The 16,373-nt window shown below is 61.7% G+C and carries 16 protein-coding genes; 7 read left to right on the top strand and 9 right to left on the bottom strand.

The annotated features are described in order from the left end of the window. Positions 1–7 precede the first annotated feature (7 nt). The 5 genes from RVAN_RS17990 to RVAN_RS17965 form a co-directional block, all read right to left on the bottom strand. The gene (locus RVAN_RS17990) at positions 8–901 is read right to left on the bottom strand and encodes a radical SAM protein (protein WP_013421119.1); all 894 of its coding nucleotides are present in this window, start codon (positions 899–901) and stop codon (positions 8–10) included. Next, the gene (locus RVAN_RS17985) at positions 898–1,266 is read right to left on the bottom strand and encodes a NifB/NifX family molybdenum-iron cluster-binding protein (protein ID WP_013421118.1); all 369 of its coding nucleotides are present in this window, start codon (positions 1,264–1,266) and stop codon (positions 898–900) included. Before RVAN_RS17985 ends, RVAN_RS17990 begins: the two co-directional genes overlap by 4 nt. A 399-nt stretch (positions 1,267–1,665) precedes the next feature. Continuing rightward, positions 1,666–2,367 carry a DUF1847 domain-containing protein gene (locus tag RVAN_RS17975; protein WP_013421117.1) on the bottom strand — a complete coding sequence of 234 codons (702 nt, stop codon included), beginning with the start codon at positions 2,365–2,367 and terminating at the stop codon, positions 1,666–1,668. Between the two features lie 6 nt (positions 2,368–2,373). Then, the gene (locus RVAN_RS17970) at positions 2,374–3,171 is read right to left on the bottom strand and encodes an ABC transporter ATP-binding protein (RefSeq protein ID WP_013421116.1); all 798 of its coding nucleotides are present in this window, start codon (positions 3,169–3,171) and stop codon (positions 2,374–2,376) included. Continuing rightward, positions 3,165–4,187: an ABC transporter permease gene (locus tag RVAN_RS17965; protein WP_013421115.1), complete on the bottom strand. Its 1,023-nt coding sequence runs from the start codon at positions 4,185–4,187 to the stop codon at positions 3,165–3,167. Before RVAN_RS17965 ends, RVAN_RS17970 begins: the two co-directional genes overlap by 7 nt. A gap of 554 nt (positions 4,188–4,741) precedes the next feature. Between RVAN_RS17965 and RVAN_RS17960 the strand changes: the two genes are divergently transcribed. Continuing rightward, a complete protein-coding gene (locus RVAN_RS17960; protein ID WP_013421114.1) occupies positions 4,742–5,869 on the top strand; it encodes an ABC transporter substrate-binding protein in 1,128 nt (375 codons plus the stop codon). Between the two features lie 331 nt (positions 5,870–6,200). Here the strand turns inward: RVAN_RS17960 and RVAN_RS17955 are convergent, their stop codons facing one another. The 4 genes from RVAN_RS17955 to RVAN_RS17940 all read right to left on the bottom strand — a co-directional run bounded on the left by RVAN_RS17955 (position 6,201) and on the right by RVAN_RS17940 (position 10,814). Beyond that, positions 6,201–6,857, bottom strand: a complete 657-nt coding sequence (locus tag RVAN_RS17955; protein WP_013421113.1) for a dimethylsulfonioproprionate lyase family protein — start codon at positions 6,855–6,857, stop codon at positions 6,201–6,203. Positions 6,858–6,861: 4 nt separating this feature from the next. Continuing rightward, on the bottom strand, positions 6,862–7,857 hold the full coding sequence (locus RVAN_RS17950) for a hypothetical protein (RefSeq protein ID WP_013421112.1): 996 nt from the start codon (positions 7,855–7,857) through the stop codon (positions 6,862–6,864). 20 nt (positions 7,858–7,877) lie between these two features. Then, on the bottom strand, positions 7,878–9,146 hold the full coding sequence (locus RVAN_RS17945) for an O-acetylhomoserine aminocarboxypropyltransferase/cysteine synthase family protein (RefSeq protein WP_013421111.1): 1,269 nt from the start codon (positions 9,144–9,146) through the stop codon (positions 7,878–7,880). A gap of 324 nt (positions 9,147–9,470) precedes the next feature. Next, positions 9,471–10,814, bottom strand: coding sequence for a PLP-dependent transferase (locus tag RVAN_RS17940; RefSeq protein WP_245258012.1), 1,344 nt, complete (start codon positions 10,812–10,814; stop codon positions 9,471–9,473). Between the two features lie 99 nt (positions 10,815–10,913). Here RVAN_RS17940 and RVAN_RS17935 point away from each other — a divergent pair, with 99 nt between their 5' ends. The 6 genes from RVAN_RS17935 (at position 10,914) to RVAN_RS17910 (ending at position 16,359) form a co-directional block, all read left to right on the top strand. Beyond that, positions 10,914–11,168: a Crp/Fnr family transcriptional regulator gene (locus RVAN_RS17935; protein WP_245258011.1), complete on the top strand. Its 255-nt coding sequence runs from the start codon at positions 10,914–10,916 to the stop codon at positions 11,166–11,168. 537 nt (positions 11,169–11,705) lie between these two features. Continuing rightward, on the top strand, positions 11,706–12,023 hold the full coding sequence (locus RVAN_RS17930) for a UxaA family hydrolase (RefSeq protein ID WP_013421108.1): 318 nt from the start codon (positions 11,706–11,708) through the stop codon (positions 12,021–12,023). A gap of 10 nt (positions 12,024–12,033) precedes the next feature. Further along, positions 12,034–13,299 carry a UxaA family hydrolase gene (locus RVAN_RS17925; protein WP_013421107.1) on the top strand — a complete coding sequence of 422 codons (1,266 nt, stop codon included), beginning with the start codon at positions 12,034–12,036 and terminating at the stop codon, positions 13,297–13,299. An 86-nt stretch (positions 13,300–13,385) separates the two neighbouring features. Further along, the gene (locus RVAN_RS17920; protein WP_013421106.1) at positions 13,386–14,327 is read left to right on the top strand and encodes a hydroxyacid dehydrogenase; all 942 of its coding nucleotides are present in this window, start codon (positions 13,386–13,388) and stop codon (positions 14,325–14,327) included. Between the two features lie 300 nt (positions 14,328–14,627). Next, complete coding sequence (locus RVAN_RS17915) at positions 14,628–15,464, top strand: ABC transporter ATP-binding protein (protein ID WP_013421105.1); 837 nt, start codon at positions 14,628–14,630, stop codon at positions 15,462–15,464. Then, a complete protein-coding gene (locus tag RVAN_RS17910; RefSeq protein WP_013421104.1) occupies positions 15,457–16,359 on the top strand; it encodes an ABC transporter permease in 903 nt (300 codons plus the stop codon). The genes RVAN_RS17915 and RVAN_RS17910 overlap by 8 nt, the downstream gene beginning before the upstream one ends. The last annotated feature ends 14 nt before the right edge of the window (positions 16,360–16,373 follow it).

Genomic DNA, 16,373 nt, shown 5'->3' with positions numbered 1-16,373 from the left:
GGCTTGCTCAGCCGTGCGAAAAGGTGGGCTCGACCTTAAGGCCGTCGCCGTAAAGCTCGTTCGTGTAGTCGCTGACGCCGGGGATGCCACAGGCGTCGGCACGGCAGCGCTGGCAGTGCGTGAAGACGCGCAGGTGTTTCGCAGCCTCGGCACGGGCGCGCTGGCGCTCGATCATTCCCGGCTCCTTGAGATGCGCGAGGTTGTGCTGCGGGATCAGCGGGATGATGTTGATGAGGTGCGCGCCGAGCGCGGCAACGCGGGCCGCGACCTCGCCGATGTGGTGGTTGTTTACGCCGGGGATCAGCACCGTGTTGATCTTGATCGTGAGGCCGAGCCTTGACGCCGCCTTGATGCCTTCCAGCTGTTGCGCGATGAGCCGTTCGGCAGCGGCGATCCCGTCCAGGCGCTTTCGCTGCCACGCGATCTTCGGCGTGATCTGTGCCTGAATTTCCGGATCGACGGCGTTGACTGTCACCGTCACGGTTTCGACGCCTGCCGACGCGAGCGCATCGACATGCTGCGGCAGCGCGAGGCCGTTGGTCGACAGGCACAGCACGAGATGCGGCCAGCGCTCATGCACGCGGGCGAAGGTTTCGAGCGCGTGCGGCGTGGCGAGCGGATCGCCCGGCCCAGCGATACCGACCACCGCGAGGTTCGGCAGAAGGGCGAGCGCGCGTTCGACGATGCCGACGGCTTCATCGGGCGAAAGGAGCCGCGCGGCGACGCCGGGGCGCTTCTCGCTGCGGTTGAAGTCGCGGCGGCAGAATGCGCATGCGATATTGCAGGTGGGCGCGACCGGGAGGTGCAAGCGCGCCGCTGCCGCGTGGCCCTCGGCGGTTGTGCTGAAGCAGGGATGACGGCCTTCGAGGGCAGGAAAGGCGGGCGCGGCCGTCTCTTTCATCGCCCGGATCGCACAGCCGCTTCCCTCTCCGTCAGAAGGCCGCTTTCGGCGAGTTCGCCGAGCGCCTGCTCGATCGCGTCTTCGGTCTCGAAGGCGAGGATGCCGAGCGCGTCGAGCCTGTTCACGGCGCATTCGCCGATGCGGGTCACGAGGACCGCGCGGCAATCGCTGACGAGGTCAACGGATACGTCCATCGGATCGCGCACGGTCCGCTCGTCGCGTGCTGCACCGCAGGCAGGAAGGTTGCGCCGCGTTTCCAGAAGCCGGAACCGTCCATCCGCGAAGTCCCAGATCTGGAATTGCAGCGCGTACCCGAAATGCTCGGTGACAGCTATGCCGTCGCTCGTTCCGATTGCGACTTTCATACGCTTTCCCGGATAATCTGATGCACCGCCCCTGCGCTTCACTTGCCGAACGGCGAGCGTTTCCGAACCGGCTTCAGAAAGCCACCCGCGGCGGGCGAAAACCCCGTAGGATGCTGACTTTTTCCCTCAATTTTATCAAGAATAATTTTTGCGAAATAGGCGAAAACGGCGTAACAAAGGGAAGTAATTTCTCCGTTCGAGGATTTGCCGTTATGACATTTTTCGAAACGGATGATCGACGTACGTTTTTGCCGGTTGGATGTGCATATTTGGAAGAGCGTCAATGTGAGCTGCAATCGAGCGTATCGCCATCACATCACGCACGTGTGCAGCGGGCGGGCAGCTTCGATTTCGCGAACGCGTCCCTATCGGCTGGAGGAGGACGCTTGGCTGGGCGCGTCAGGCGCGCTCGCGAATCTTGGCCGGCTTCTTCTTCGCCTTGGTCTCAGGTTTCAGCGGCCCCCAGACGCGGCTGTAATACGTATCGACCAGTTGAAGCGCGGCGATCGGGTTATGGCCGAGCACGCGATCCTTCGCGACGAGCACCGTTGAAAGCCCGTTCGCATATTTGAAGAACAGGCTGTCATGTCCGAGGCATAGCCCGAGCACGATATTGAACTCGCTGCCGTGCCGGTTCAGCATCTCGGCCTGCGTGACGGGATTGCACATCGGCTCGAAGGCGCCGGGCTTGATTTTCTCGCCATCCTTCAGGCCGATGTCTTCCTTCGGGATGTTCCCGGCCTTGCACGAAACCGAAACCACCTCGAAGCCGTGGCTTTCGAGGATGCGTGACAGCACATTGGCCTGTTCTATCAGTCCGATGCAATTCGCAATGCCGAGCTTCTTGAAACCCATGCGCTTCGAGAACTCGACGATTTCCTCGACGCGCGTCCACTTGCAGTAACCCTCTGCCTCGACGCGCGCCGAAACTTGCGCGATCTTCAACGTCTCCGCATCGTCATAGGAGGACCAGCCGTCGGCGATGGTCGCGGGATCGACCTTGCTCGGGCAGAAGCCCGGCCCGCGCGCCTCCGCCTCGCCCTGTTTGCAGGCCTGAACCGTGGATGGGCACAGCGCGCATGTTGGATCTTTGTATGTCATTGCCGCTTACCAGGTCGCTTCGAGGCCGAGAAGGCCGAGGATTTTGCGGCGAAGCTCGACAAGGTCGGGATCGTCGCGGTGGCGAGGATAATCGCGATCTACAGGAATGTCCGCCTTGACGGTGGCAGGGCGGTCGCTGAATACGATGATGCGCGTCGCCATCACAAGCGCTTCTTCCACGTCATGCGTGACAAGGAGCGCCGTGAAACCCTTCTGCTGCCAGAGCCGCACGATTTCGCCCTGCATCGAGATCCGAGTGAGCGAGTCGAGCTTGCCAAGCGGCTCGTCGAGGATGAGGAACTCCGGGTCGTTGACGAGCGCGCGAGCCAGCGCCACGCGCTGCGCCATGCCGCCCGAAAGCTGATGCGGATAGGCCTTCTTGAACGGCGTCAGGCCCACGAGCGCCAGCGCTTCATCCACGCGGTGGCGTCGCGTCTTCAAGAGCCCCTGTGCTTCGAGGCCGAGCGCCACGTTGTCGTACACGCTACGCCACGGGAAGAGCGTGGGATCCTGAAAGACCACGACGCGTGAGGGGTCCGGCCCGGTAATCGCCTTGTCATCCACGCGGATTTCGCCGCGCACCGGCTGTTCGAGGCCCGCGACGAGCCGCAGCAACGTTGATTTTCCGCAACCGGACGGCCCGAGCAGAGCCACGAACCCACCCGGCTGGACGCGGAAGCCGACATTGTCCAGCACGGGCAGCGGATTGCCTTCGAGCGTGTAGGCATGGCTGACGCCATGGACGTCGAGCGGCCGCGTGGCAGCGGCGACCGGCTCGTGCGCATAGGCTGTTGCGCCTACCATTTCACATCGCCTTTCTGATAGGAGAGCACCCGGTCGCGGATCTTGAAAAGCAAGGAAACAAGGCCCGTGCACATCAGCGCCATCACGATCAGCGCCGCATACATGTTCGCGTAGGCCGCCCAGCCCTGCGCCCATTGAAGATAGAAGCCGAGGCCCGCCTTCACGCCCATCATTTCGGCGGTGACGAGCACGGCGAAGGACGCGCCAAGCCCCATGAACAACCCGACGAACACATGCGGCAGCGCGGCCGGGATCGCCACCTTGAAGATGAGGAAGCGTTCGTTCGCGCCGAGCGTTCGCGCCACGTCATAATAGGCGGGGTTCACGCTCGCCACGCCGGACCATGTCAGCACGGCCACCGGAAACCCGGTCGTCAGCGCTATGAGGAAGATGCTGGCGCTGAAGCTCGACGGGAAGGCGAAAAAGGCGATGGGAAGCCACGCGATGGACGGCACCGGGCCTATGAACCGCATGATCGGATGCACCCAGTAGCCGAAGGTTCTCGACCAGCCGAGCGCGACGCCCACCCAGAAGCCGATGATCGCGCCAAATGCGAAGCCCAGGAACTCAAGCCTGAGAGAGGCGAGCACGCCTTCGATGAGTTTCGGGTAATCGTCGGTGAAGACTTCCAGAAGGCCGTGCGGCGGAGGAAAGAAAGGTTGGGGCAGCACGCCGAGCTTGCCCGCGAGCAACTGCCAGATCAGCGTGAAAATGCCGAGCGCCAGCGACCACGGCAGCAGGCGGCGCACCTTCGCGCCAAGCGCGGGCTGCCAGATGCCCGTGACAACGCCTGCGATCAGCGCGGCGCCAATGAGAATGCTGAGTGCCGCGAATTCGGGCACGCGGCCGAAATCGATCACGTCAGGCATGTAATAGGTGACAGCCGCCGTCGCGAGCCACGAGGCGCTCGCCGCTAACGCAAGGAGCACCGCTGGTATCTTGATCGCCTGATTCGACCGGGAAAGGTTTGAGGCTTCGCTTCCCTGGCCATCCAGTGTTGTCGTGATTAGGGTCATGGAACTCCCGAGAAGCGGCAGGCGCAACAATCGCCGCAAACACATCGCGGTTCGCAGCGGCGGGCCGCGCGAACGAGGCAATTTTAAGGGCGGCGCGACCAGCTCATCAACTGATATTTTTCGTTTCCGGCGCCTACAGTGAGCATAACGAGGATGATTGTTCTCTTGCGAGAGCAAGATGGAATTTTTTTCTACGCAAGTGCCGGACGCGATGAGTTTTGCGCTGTCCTGTCAGGAAATATGGACTCGGCTCGGATGATGCTCATGCCCCATCGGGCGGTGCCGCCATCGCGTCAGCGAAATAGCCAAAAACCTGTCGAACTCGCAAATGGGATGGGATCGCATTGCGCCTCAGCTTCATGCGTTAGTAAGAAAAGTCGCTGCTCCGGCTGGAATTGGCGATATTTGCTTTTAATAACGCCCCCGATGTCCCGGTTTGAGAGGCACCCTTTTCGTTTCAAATTGACCAAAACGATAGGCATCGTCAGGATGGTGACCGAAATTCGACCACCTACGGGGCGCGTTCTGGGCGCGGGAATTGCGAGGGACTTCTCATGACGCATGACACATCGGATGCGGAAGACGCGGTTGAAAAGGCACCGGCTGACAAGCAGCAAGCCATCAGCCGCCGCGCGATCCTGACAGGCGCGGGCGCTGTCGCCCTCGCAGCCCCGTTTGTGCTCTCGGCGCGAGGCAGCGTTGCCGGTCCCATTCCGGCATTTCCGACCGGCCTGCCAGACTCGGCCGTGTGCCGTGTTGCGGACAGCGTGGCCGCCACCGGGCCGCTGAAGAAGGTGAGCCTCGCCTGGAATGCGGGGGCGGCCTGCCTCGTCGGGATCACGACGACGAAAGAGAAGGGCATCTTCGCGAAGCACGGGCTCGACGTGGAACTCGTCAACTTTTCAGGCTCGACCGATCAGCTTCTGGAAACCATCGCCACCGGCAAGGCCGATGCCGCCGTCGGCATGGCGCTTCGCTGGCTGAAGCCGCTCGAAGGCGGCTTTGACGTGAAGATCGTGGGCAGCACCCATGGCGGATGCTTGCGCCTCCTCGTGCCCGCGACGAGCGACATCAAGAAGCTCGAAGACCTGAAGGGCAAGACGGTTGCTGTGAGCGACATGAACTCGCCGTCGAAAAACTTCTTCTCGGTGCGGCTCAAGAAAGCCGGGCTCGATCCAGAGAAGGATGTCGACTTCCGCCCCTTCCCACTGCCGCTCCTGCGCACCGCCGTCGAGAAAGGCGAGGCGCATGCCCTGGCCGAAAACGACCCGATGCCGTATCTCTGGCTGAAGGACGGTCAGTTCGTGGAAATCTCGTCGAACCTCACCGACGAATATGCGAACCGCGTGTGCTGCCTCATCGGCGTGCGCGGCACCACGTTGCGCGAAGACAAATCCACAGCTTCCGCGATCGTGCGTGCGCTTGTGGAAGGCGCAAACTATGCGCACCATAATCCGGAAGAGGCCGCCGCGACGTATGTGCCGTACACGGCTGGCAAGGTCACGGTCGAAGACGTGACGACGCTGGCGAAATATCACACGCACGGCCATCACCCGAACGGTGCCGACCTCAAGAATGAGCTTATGCTTTATGCTGAGGAACTGAGGCTCGTCAACGTACTGAAGCCTTCAACCGACATCGGCAAATATGTCGAGCGCATCTATGCCGACGTGCTGAGCTGAGCGCGCATACAGCATCGTGCCACCAAATCAGACGCGGCACGATGCTGTAAATTTCCGTTGTCGATCAGCTACTGTGCGTCACATCGCGTTCGACCTGACGCAGGCTGATCAAGAGCGAAGCGCCGCCCTCGGTCGTTGCCGAATTGGTTTCTGGCGATGAGCGGCGCACGATCTCGTAAGGGTCGACGCGCTCGGTTCGTTGCCGCTCGATGTTGCGAATCGCTCCACCGAAGCGGCGACTGCACCGTGATACGAGGCGCAGCGCGCCTTCGAGCGCTCGAAGCGCCCAAGCATTTGTTGTTTAATGTTGTCGTAGCCAACACGGCAACGGTCAGGCTGCCGAACTGGTAAAGCTCGAAAGCGTCTCCACGTCGCCCGTCCAAGTGTAGGCGGCAATGAGCGGCTCGTCGCCCGTCTCCATCACATGCACGATGTTCGACGGATGAAGAATGAACGAGCCCGGCGAGCGCTCGTGTGTAATGCCCTCCGCCGTCCAGCGCGCCGTGCCGCTCAGCACATAATAGGTTTCGATGGCCGGGTGGCGATGCTCCGGATAGCGGACGCGCGGGCCGATAGCGGTGATGCCCAGGCACACCTTTTCGCTTCGGAACGGCGCGATGGGGCCGATGAGTTCCGCCCACGCCATGCTGTTTTCGAGGCCGGGAGCGTCGGGGCGCGGCTCGTAGCTGTAGCGCCACGGAAGGGCTGGCAACAGCGGTTGAAACGCGGCCATAAGGTCCGTCACCGCGCCGTTCCGCGAGGGAAGGTTGCCCGACAAATAGCGCGTGACGCCGTGGCCGCTTGGCGCGAGATGGGTGAGGTCGGGCTTGGCGAAATTGACCTTATCGAGAAGCGCGAGAACGGCCGAAAGTTCGCGCGCAACGTCGGCCGCCTCCATTTCACGGAGCCGCGCGTAATGAGAGCGCAACAGTTTTATGGCGGCGAGGACGCGGTTCAGCGTCTCGGCTGTGACAGTTGCGTCGGTCATCGCGTCAGCCGACCCAAGAGCGCAGCGCCGCGAAGGTGTGGCCGATTACCTCGCCGCGCTTCCATGCCTCGTAAGCTTCTGACGGGGCGAGCCGATCGGACGCGATGCTGTCTTCGATCTCCAGCGCCCGCGCGCCAGAACTTTCCAGATCAACGCCGTCGAACGCATCGGCGAGCCGCGCAGCAAGATAAAAATGGAACGGCCCATACCCGTCGCGCTGCCGCTCCGCATGGCCCCGAATGATTTCCTCAGGCATCGCCTGAATTTTCCAGCCGTAGGTATAGATTTCGGACTTGAGCCCGGCGAGCGTCGCAATCTCTTGAAACAGCGACAACGGCACGCGCCCGCCGAGCATCGACAGCACCGCGCCGCCTGGCTTCAGGAAGTGCGGCGCTTGCTGCAAGGCCAGATAGTGCAGCGCGAGGAAGTTCATTTGCAGGATGTCCGGCACCGGTTCCGTGCGCGGCGAGAAATGGCCGGAACTCGTGCGCTCGGCAGCGATTCGCTCCGCGTCGTCGATCTGGATGTTCGGCAGGTTCTCGTAGATGAGATCGTAGCGCAGCGCGACGGGGTGGAGCGGTGATAGCAGGTCGCCTGCACCCGCATCGAGCGCGATGCCGAACGGATCGCGCAGGTTGCGGGTGATGTTGGTCACGGCCGTCGATACCACTTCCTCATGCACATCGGTGATGCCGATCCGCGTCGCTCCCAGCGTTTCGATTGCGGCGAGCGCGTCGAGGCCCACGCCCGTGCCGATGGACGCGAACGCCTGCTGCACGCCCTGGCGCTGACGGATCAGTTTGAACGCTGGCACTGCAACGGTTGCAACCCAGTCGGCGGCAAGTTCGTCGGGCAGCGGCACGAAACTGCGGTCGGTGTAGGTGATGGCAAGCCGGCTGGCGACATGTTCGGGCTTGCTCGCAAGGCCGAGATAGCGCGCGGCGTCGACCTCGATAGTCGGGTGACCGTCGCGCACGCCGGTCGCGGATGTCAGGGGCATGGATGTCTCCACTGCGGCCGCTACTGGAGCGCCTGTTCAAAATCCTCAACGATATCTTTCGTGTCCTCGATGCCGACGGACACGCGGATCATGTCGGGCGTGATGCCGGACGCGCGTTGCTGCTCCTCGGTGAGCTGCGCATGCGTGCTCGACGCCGGATGCAGCACGGAGGTGCGCGCATCGCCGACATGCACGACGAGCGCCGCGACCTTCAGCTTCTTGACGAAAAGGTCGATAGCTTCGATGCCACCGGACAGGCCGAAGGTCAGCACGCCGCTGCCCGCGTCCTTCAGGAAGTATTTCGCAATGCGTTCGCGGCCGAGCGCGTCGAGGCCCGGATAGCCGACGAACGTCACCCGCGGATGATCGGTGAGGAATGTCGCGAGGGCCAGCGCGTTCTCGCGGTGCGCGCGCATCCGAAGGTGCAGCGTCTCAAGCCCGAGCGTGAACAGGAATGCGTTCTGCGGGCTGAGGCAAGCGCCGAAGTCTCGCAGGAATTGCGCGCGCGCCTTGGCGAGATACGGCGCTTTCGGGAACTTCTCTGTATACCGCGCGCCGTAATAGGTCGGGTCCGGTTCGGTGATGTCGGGGAACTTGCCATTGTTCCAGTCGTAATTGCCGCCGTCGATGACGATGCCGCCGATGCTCGTCGCGTGCCCGTCGATATATTTGCTCGCGGAGTGCGTGACGATGTTCGCGCCGTGAAGGAACGGGTTGCAGAGCACGGGCGTGGCGAGCGTGTTGTCGACGATGAAGGGCACGTCGAAGCGGCGCGCGAGGCGGGAGAGTTTGTCGAAATCGAGGATGTTGAGACCGGGATTGCCAATGGTCTCGCCGAAAAGCACCTTCGTGTTCGGGCGGAAAAGCGCCGCGATTTCCTCCTCGGGCTGCTCAGTCTCGAAGAACGAAGTCTCGATGCCGTATTTTTTCAGCGTGTTGTTGAAGAGCGAGAACGAGCCGCCGTAGAGCGTCGTGGCGGAGACCGCGTGATCGCCTTCCTTAAGGATATTTGTCAGCGCGAGCACATTTGCGGCCTGGCCCGAGGCCGTGGCGACGGCGGCGGCTCCGCCTTCAAGAATGCGCACCTTCTCCTCGAAGGCGGTCACGGTCGGATTCCCCGTGCGGCTGTATTTGTAGCCGAACTCCTGAAGCGTCATCACGCGGTTCACCTGCGCGATGTCGTCGTATTTGTAGGTCGTGCTCTGCACAATGGGTGTGATGCGAGGCTCGCCCACCTTCGGCGTATACCCCGCCTGAATACAGAGCGTGCCCTTGCCGTAATTGCTCATGATATTTCGTTTCCCGAAGGTCTTCGCGAGCGCTCAAACTCCTACCGGCACGTTTCAAGCCGATTCCCGGATCGCACCTCGCTCAAGTTCGCCGCCTGCATACACCTTCGCCAGCAAATGGAATAGGACAATATTGCCTTACAGCGGATTAATAAGTCCATTTTCATAATGTTATTCTACTAATTAGTCATAATCAAGCATGGAATTGCCGAAATCTTGTCCGGCAGCTGACAGCAACTTTCGGTGTAGCGCTGAGACAGGGATCTTTTTTCAGGATGGACGATCTTGTCGCCCATCTTGAGCGACCTATCCGATGTAGCAAGATTATCTCTGCGAGGCAGCGAGAGCCTGCTCGAGATCCCAGATGAGGTCGTCCACGTCCTCCGTGCCGACGGACAGTCGGATCTGGTTCGGCTTCACGCCCGCGAGCAGTTGTTCCGCTTCGGTGAGTTGGCCGTGCGTGACGGTCGCCGGATGCACGATCAGCGATTTCGAGTCCCCCACATTGGCGAGGAAGGAGAAGAGCTTCACGCTTTCGATGAGCTTCTTTGCGCGCTCGAAGCCACCCTTCACGCCGAAAGTCAGAATGGACCCCGGCCCCTTCGGCAGATATTTCCGCGCAAGCTCGTGATGGGGGCTGCTCGCAAGGCCAGGATAGTTCACCCACTCCACTTCCGGGTTTGCCTCAAGCCATTCGGCGATGGCCTGCGCATTCGCGATCTGGCGTTCGAGCCGGAAGGACAGCGTCTCAAGTCCCTGCAAGAAGAGGAATGCGTTGAACGGGCTCAGGCTCGCGCCGAGGTCGCGCAGGTAATGCAGTCGCGCCTTGATGATGTAGGCGATGTTGCCCACGCCCGGATAGTTGCCCCACTTGTCCCAATGGACGAAGCCGCTATAGGCCGGGTCGGGCGTCGTGAAGTCGGGGAACTTGCCGTTCGCCCAGTTGAAATTGCCGCCGTCGACGATGAGCCCGCCGATGCTCGTGCCGTGGCCGCCGATGAACTTCGTTGCCGAATGCACCGAGATATTCGCGCCGTAGTCGAACGGGCGGAACAGGTAGGGCGTGGCGAAGGTGTTATCGACGATGAGCGGGATGCCATGGCGCTCGGCGATGCGCGCCACGGCTTCGAAGTCGATGATGTTGATGTCGGGGTTGCCGATGGTTTCGACGAAGAGCGCGCGGGTCCGCTCATTGATGGCGCGCTCGAAATTGTCGGTGTCGGCAGGATCGACGAGCGTCGTCCTGACGCCGTGCTTCGGCAGCGTGTTCTGGAACAGGTTGAACGAGCCGCCGTAAAGGGTCTTCGCCGCGACGATCTCGTGGAGCGGCAGGGCGAGCAGCGCGGCGATGGCGGCGGAAATGGCCACGGCCACATGCGGCGTCGCGTGCGTTTCATGCGCATCGCCGGCGCGGCCGAAGATGATGCCATGCCGCGACAGCGAGTAGATGATGCGCGCACCCGCGTTGATGCTGCCGAGCGCCGACGCGAAGAAGCTTGCCGCAACGCCCGCCGCGATCAGAAGGCCGAGCGGTTCCAGGCCGACGCTCGTCGCGAGAACGGAAAGCGGCGCGTCCACTTTGTCGAGACCGGTTGCGGCGCCCTGAAAGGCGGCGACGAGCACGTAGCCTGTGAAGACGAAGAAGAGACCGACGGAGAGCACCGTCACGATCACAGCGCGGGGAATGACGCGCAGCGGCCGCGCCTCGCCGTCGCGCTCGTCGAGGCGATGGCGCTCAAGGGCAAGTGTTTCTCAAGCCTCATTCAAATGCTTGGTACGCGTTCCGCCGCCGAACGTCTCGCGCAATTGCTGCTGCTGATGGCCGAGATGGGCGGCCAGCGCATCGGCGACCGCATAATCATAAACCGCACGCTGACGCAGGACGAACTCGCCCGACTGGTCGGTGCGACCCGCCAGTGGATTTCCGCGACGCTCGAACGGTTTCGCGAGAAGGGGCTGATCGAGGTTGCCCCGGACCGGATCGTGATCCTCGACGAGGCGCGCTTGCGATGCTCGCGCTGAGTTTTGCGAGATCCTCCAGCTAAGCGAAAACCCCACCCCTGGCTCAAAATAGGACAAATTCCTAGAAATGGCGTATGCAGGGCCATAAAATTTCAATATTTCGAAAATGTGAGCGGCGATTTAGAATGTTGTAAGCCAAGAAGGTCGGCTCGACAATCTGAAAAGGCTTCGCGAGGAGATGACGCGGCGGGCGCGAGAGATCGCGCATGAGATGTCCGACAGGATGCCATCGACCGCGCATGGCCGCGTTGGAGCTTCGACGATTATCTGGCCCATGTTGCGCAATTCCTATCGGCCCCCTTCCTCCATCAGCAGGTCGAGCGCCGCGACGTAGGCGTCCAGCGCATGAAGGCGAGCGTGTGCAACGCTTCACGCTGTCAGTCGGTATAATGCCGCTTTACGCGGGATCGATGCGGGAGCAAGACCGCCTGAATATCCATAGCGCATGGACAAATCTCGCTGGACCTTCGGGACAGACGTTGACGCATCTGTTCAAATCGATTTTATCCATTGGGATTGTAAAGTATGGAGGTGCTAATGCCGCAATCCGCAGGCCGGGATAAGGAGGAACGCATTCCGCATGTCCTCGCACATAATTCGGCTGACAACGTGGCCGTTGTGGTGATCGAGGGGCTGAGCGCGGGCACAACCGCATTCGGCGTCATCACCGAAACCGACGCGCCGTTCGATGTCCAGGTGAAGCAAGACATTCCAATCGGCCATAAGGTTGCGCTGAAGGATCTGAAGGCAGGCGACACCGCTATCAAATACGGCCAGGACGTGGGCCGCATCGTGAAGGATGTCGCCAAGGGCGAGCATGTCCACATCCACAATCTCAAGACCAAGCGCTGGTAAGGACGCCACGATGAGCATAGTGCAAGGCAAGGAAAGCCCGTTCGTGGGCGGCGCACCGGATCAGTTTTATACGCCCGCGCTTCCGGCGAAGCGGGCTTCACAGGATTACGCGAAGGCCACCTTCACCGGCTGGCGGCGCGAAAATGGCCGCATCGGCGTGCGCAATCACGTTGTCATCCTGCCGCTGGACGACCTCTCCAACGCGGCATCTGAAGCTGTCGCGGCGCAGGTCAAGGGCACGCTCGCCCTGCCCCACGCCTATGGCCGCCTCCAGTTCGGCGAAGACCTCGAACTCTTCTTCCGCACGCTGATCGGCACCGGCTCGAACCCAAACGTGGCCGCCGTCGTCGTCATCGGCATCGAGGACCAGTGGACGAACCGCGTCGTCGAGGGCATCGCGAAGACGGGCAAGCCAGTCGTCGGCTTCGGCATCGAGGGCCACGGCGACATCGCGACCGTCGCCAAGGCGAGCTACGCTGCGAAGAAGTTCGTTCAATGGGCGACCGAACTTCCGCGCGAAGAAGCCCCAATCTCCGAGCTTTGGGTTTCGACGAAGTGCGGCGAGTCCGACACGACCACCGGCCTCTCCTCCTGCCCCGCCGTCGGCAATATGTACGACAAGCTGATCCCGCTCGGCATCTACGGCGTGTTCGGCGAAACGACCGAGATCACCGGCGCGGAGCACCTGGCACGCGAGCGCGCAGCGACGCCCGAGATTGCCGAAAAGTGGTATGCCATGTGGAAGGCGTATCAGGAGGACGTGATCGAGGCTCACAAGACGAACGACCTGTCCGACAGCCAGCCGACCAAGGGGAATATCGCGGGCGGCCTCACGACTATCGAGGAGAAGGCGCTCGGCAACCTCGAAAAGATCGGCCACAATTCCAAGTTCCTGGACGCGCTGGAACCCGCCGAAGCGCCTGCGAAAGGCCCCGGCCTGTACTTTATGGATTCGTCCTCGGCGGCTGCCGAATGCGTGACGCTGATGGCGGCGGCGGGCTATGTGGTCCACACCTTCCCGACCGGTCAGGGTAATGTCATCGGCAACCCGATCCTGCCAGTGGTAAAGATCTCGGGGAACCCGCGCACGATCCGCACCATGGGTGAGCATATCGACGTGGACGTGTCAGGCGTTCTGCGCCGCGAGATTACCATCAGTCAGGCGGGCGACTCGCTCATCGACATGATCGTGCGCACTGCCAACGGGCGTCTCACGGCGGCGGAAGCGCTTGGTCACCGCGAATTTGTCATCACAAAGCTTTATCGGAGCGCTTAAGGCGCGGATCGAACCAAAAGCCGGGGGCGTGCGCCCCGGCTTTTTCGCGACCCTGATGCATCCGAAGTGGGGCAGGAGGCAGATCGGTGAAAATTGTCGTAACCGAATTTATGGAGGAGGACGTCCTCTGCAACGGGCTACCGGATGCGCTGGTCGTCTACGATCCCGACTTGGTCGACAAGCCAGACGCGCTTCTCGCCGAATCCGCCGATGCGGAGGCGCTCATCGTACGCAACCGCACGCAGGTGACGGGTGCCCTGCTCGATGCAGCGCCACGGCTCAGATGCGTGGGCCGCCTTGGCGTCGGCCTCGACAACATCGACACCGCCGCATGCAAGGCGCGCGGCATCGCCGTCTATCCGGCGACCGGCGCGAATGATATTTCCGTCGCGGAATACGTCATCGCGTCGGCGCTGCTGCTCACGCGCGGTGCGTTCGGCGCAAGCGCGGAGCTGGCGCAAGGCCGCTGGCCCCGTCAGGCGCTGATGGATGGCGGCGAGATTTTCGGCAAGCGCTTCGGCCTTGTCGGCTTCGGCGCCATCGCGCGGCAGGTGGCGCGACGGTCGGCCGCCCTCGGCATGACGGTCGCCGCACACGATCCTTTCATCGCGAACGATGACCCGGTCTGGGCGCAGGATTTCGGCCGCGTGGAGCGTCTCGACCTCGACGCGCTGCTGGAAACTTCCGACATCGTCTCCCTTCACGTGCCGCTGACTGACGCCACGCGCGGCCTCATTAATGAGCGCGCCCTCGGCCTTATGAAGCCGCACGCGATCCTTATCAATACGGCGCGCGGAGGCGTGGCCAATGAGCAGGCCCTCGCCCGCGCGCTTGTAGAAGGCCGCATCGGTGGTGCGGCGCTGGATGTGTTCGAGGCGGAACCGTTCCCGCAAGGCTATGCCAGCCGCTTCGAGGGCGTCCCGAATCTCATTCTCACACCGCATATCGCGGGGCTAACGGCGGAAGCGAACCGCCGCGTGTCGGAAATTACCGTCGCAAATGTGCGCCGCCATCTGTTCGGCACCTGAAACACCCCCGTTCTGACCATCGAGGAGCTGGCAGCCTTTGGCGCTGCGGCGCTGAGGCCGTTCCCCCGCTATTACCCACTCCTTGATAGGCGCACGGAAGATTTTCGCAGAGCTTGCTAAAGAGAAGGATGTCGCCTCGCAACTGGGCGCGGAGCAACGCCTTAACTCTCCGGGCTGCCTCAGTAGCACAATGTTTTTCGTGCGAGACTGAACGGGGCAAGGTGTGCTGGCCCGCTTGTTTGACACTCGTCGACGCATAAAAGAATAGTCAAGCGACGTTTCAACCGAGCGAACCAAGCGATGTTTTTTGCAAGACCAAGCGGACCCGACTCGGTTGGGGACCCAGTGAGCGATGTCCGGCGTCACGCCGAAGGGGCACCGCTTCTCTCTCTCAAAGGGGTCACTCTTCAGTATAAAACCCGCGATAGCCTCGTCACGGCGACTTACCGCGTCGATTTTCAGGTCTTCAAGTCTGATCGCTATATTCTTCTCGGGCCGTCTGGCTGCGGGAAATCGACCTTGTTGAAGGCGGTCGGCGGCTTTATCCGCCCCGCCGAAGGTCAAATCTTGCTCAATGGCAAGAGGATCACAAGGCCAGGCCCCGATCGGATGATGGTTTTCCAAGAGTTTGATCAACTGGCACCCTGGAAAACGGTTCGCGAAAACATCCTCTTTCCAATGCGTGCAACCGGGAAGTTTTCCCGCGCGGAAGCACACGAACGCACCGAACACTACATAGAGAAGATCCGGCTTCAGGAATTCGCAGACGCCTATCCGCATACCCTTTCGGGTGGCATGAAGCAGCGCGTTGCCATCGCGCGCGGCATGGCGATGGAGCCGGATGTTCTGTTGATGGACGAGCCGTTCGCTGCTCTCGACGCGCTAACACGTGATCGAATGCAAGATGAACTCTTGCGGCTCTGGGAGGATACGCGCGTCACGCTTTTGTTCGTGACCCATTCCATTAGCGAAGCCATCAAAATCGGTAATCGCATTCTTCTTCTTTCGGCGCTGCCAGGGCAGGTCAAGGCGGAGATCGGCACACGTGACGGCAGCTTCCTGGATGCAGGACTTCAGGCCATGATTCACGACATCCTCTTCTCGGACACCGCTACCGCCGTAGCCGCTCATGCCTGAGACTTTGGCTGATGCCGTGCGACGGCAAGACGTATTCTTCGAAACGCAACCCGCCGGAACGATTGGTCCGATTGAAAAACCGATTCCTTTCGCCGCGCTTGTTTGGGGCAACGGCGCGTTTCGCAAAACGATCATCCTGATCGCGCTGGCTGTCGTTTGGGAGCTTTATGCTCGCCACCTCAATAACGACCTACTTTTCCCGACGTTCTTTCAGACACTTACAGCCTTCTTCAACGAGACTGCCAATGGGACACTGCCGCGGCGCGTGTGGGTCTCGCTGAAGGTACTTCTCACGGGATATGGCATCGGCATTCTGATCGCGGCTTGCATTACTGTACTCGCGCTCGTCACGCGCATCGGCGAGGATCTTCTCGAAACGCTCACCGCCATGTTCAACCCGCTGCCCGCGATCGCGCTGCTACCGCTGGCGCTGATCTGGTTCGGGCTGGGTACGCAGAGCATCGTCTTCGTCCTCGTCCATTCGGTGCTTTGGCCGGTCGCGCTGAACGCAAATTCGGGCTTCAAGTCCGTATCGCCGACGCTGCGGATGGTCGGCAAAAATTACGGCCTGGGCCTTCTCTCGACTGTTCGGCAAATCCTCATTCCCGCAGCGCTACCGAGCCTCATCACAGGCCTCAAGGTGGGCTGGGCCTTCGCATGGCGGACGCTGATCGCTGCCGAACTCGTGTTCGGAGTCAGTTCGGGAAGCGGCGGGCTCGGCTGGTTCATCTTCGAGAACAAGAACCAGCTTGAGATCGCGAACGTATTCGCCGGGCTGTTCACCGTGATCCTGATCGGGCTTGCGGTTGAAGGGCTGATCTTCCGCGCGCTGGAGGAAAGGACCGTGCGACGCTGGGGCATGCAGTCTGAAATCTCGTTGAGGCGCGACGCGTAAGGCGGCGCTTTTTG

The sequence above is a fragment of the Rhodomicrobium vannielii ATCC 17100 genome, from assembly GCF_000166055.1.
Classification (GTDB): Bacteria; Pseudomonadota; Alphaproteobacteria; order Rhizobiales; family Rhodomicrobiaceae; genus Rhodomicrobium; species Rhodomicrobium vannielii.
The sequence above is the reverse complement of the archived record's forward strand: the minus strand, read 5'-3'. Positions and strand labels throughout refer to the sequence as shown.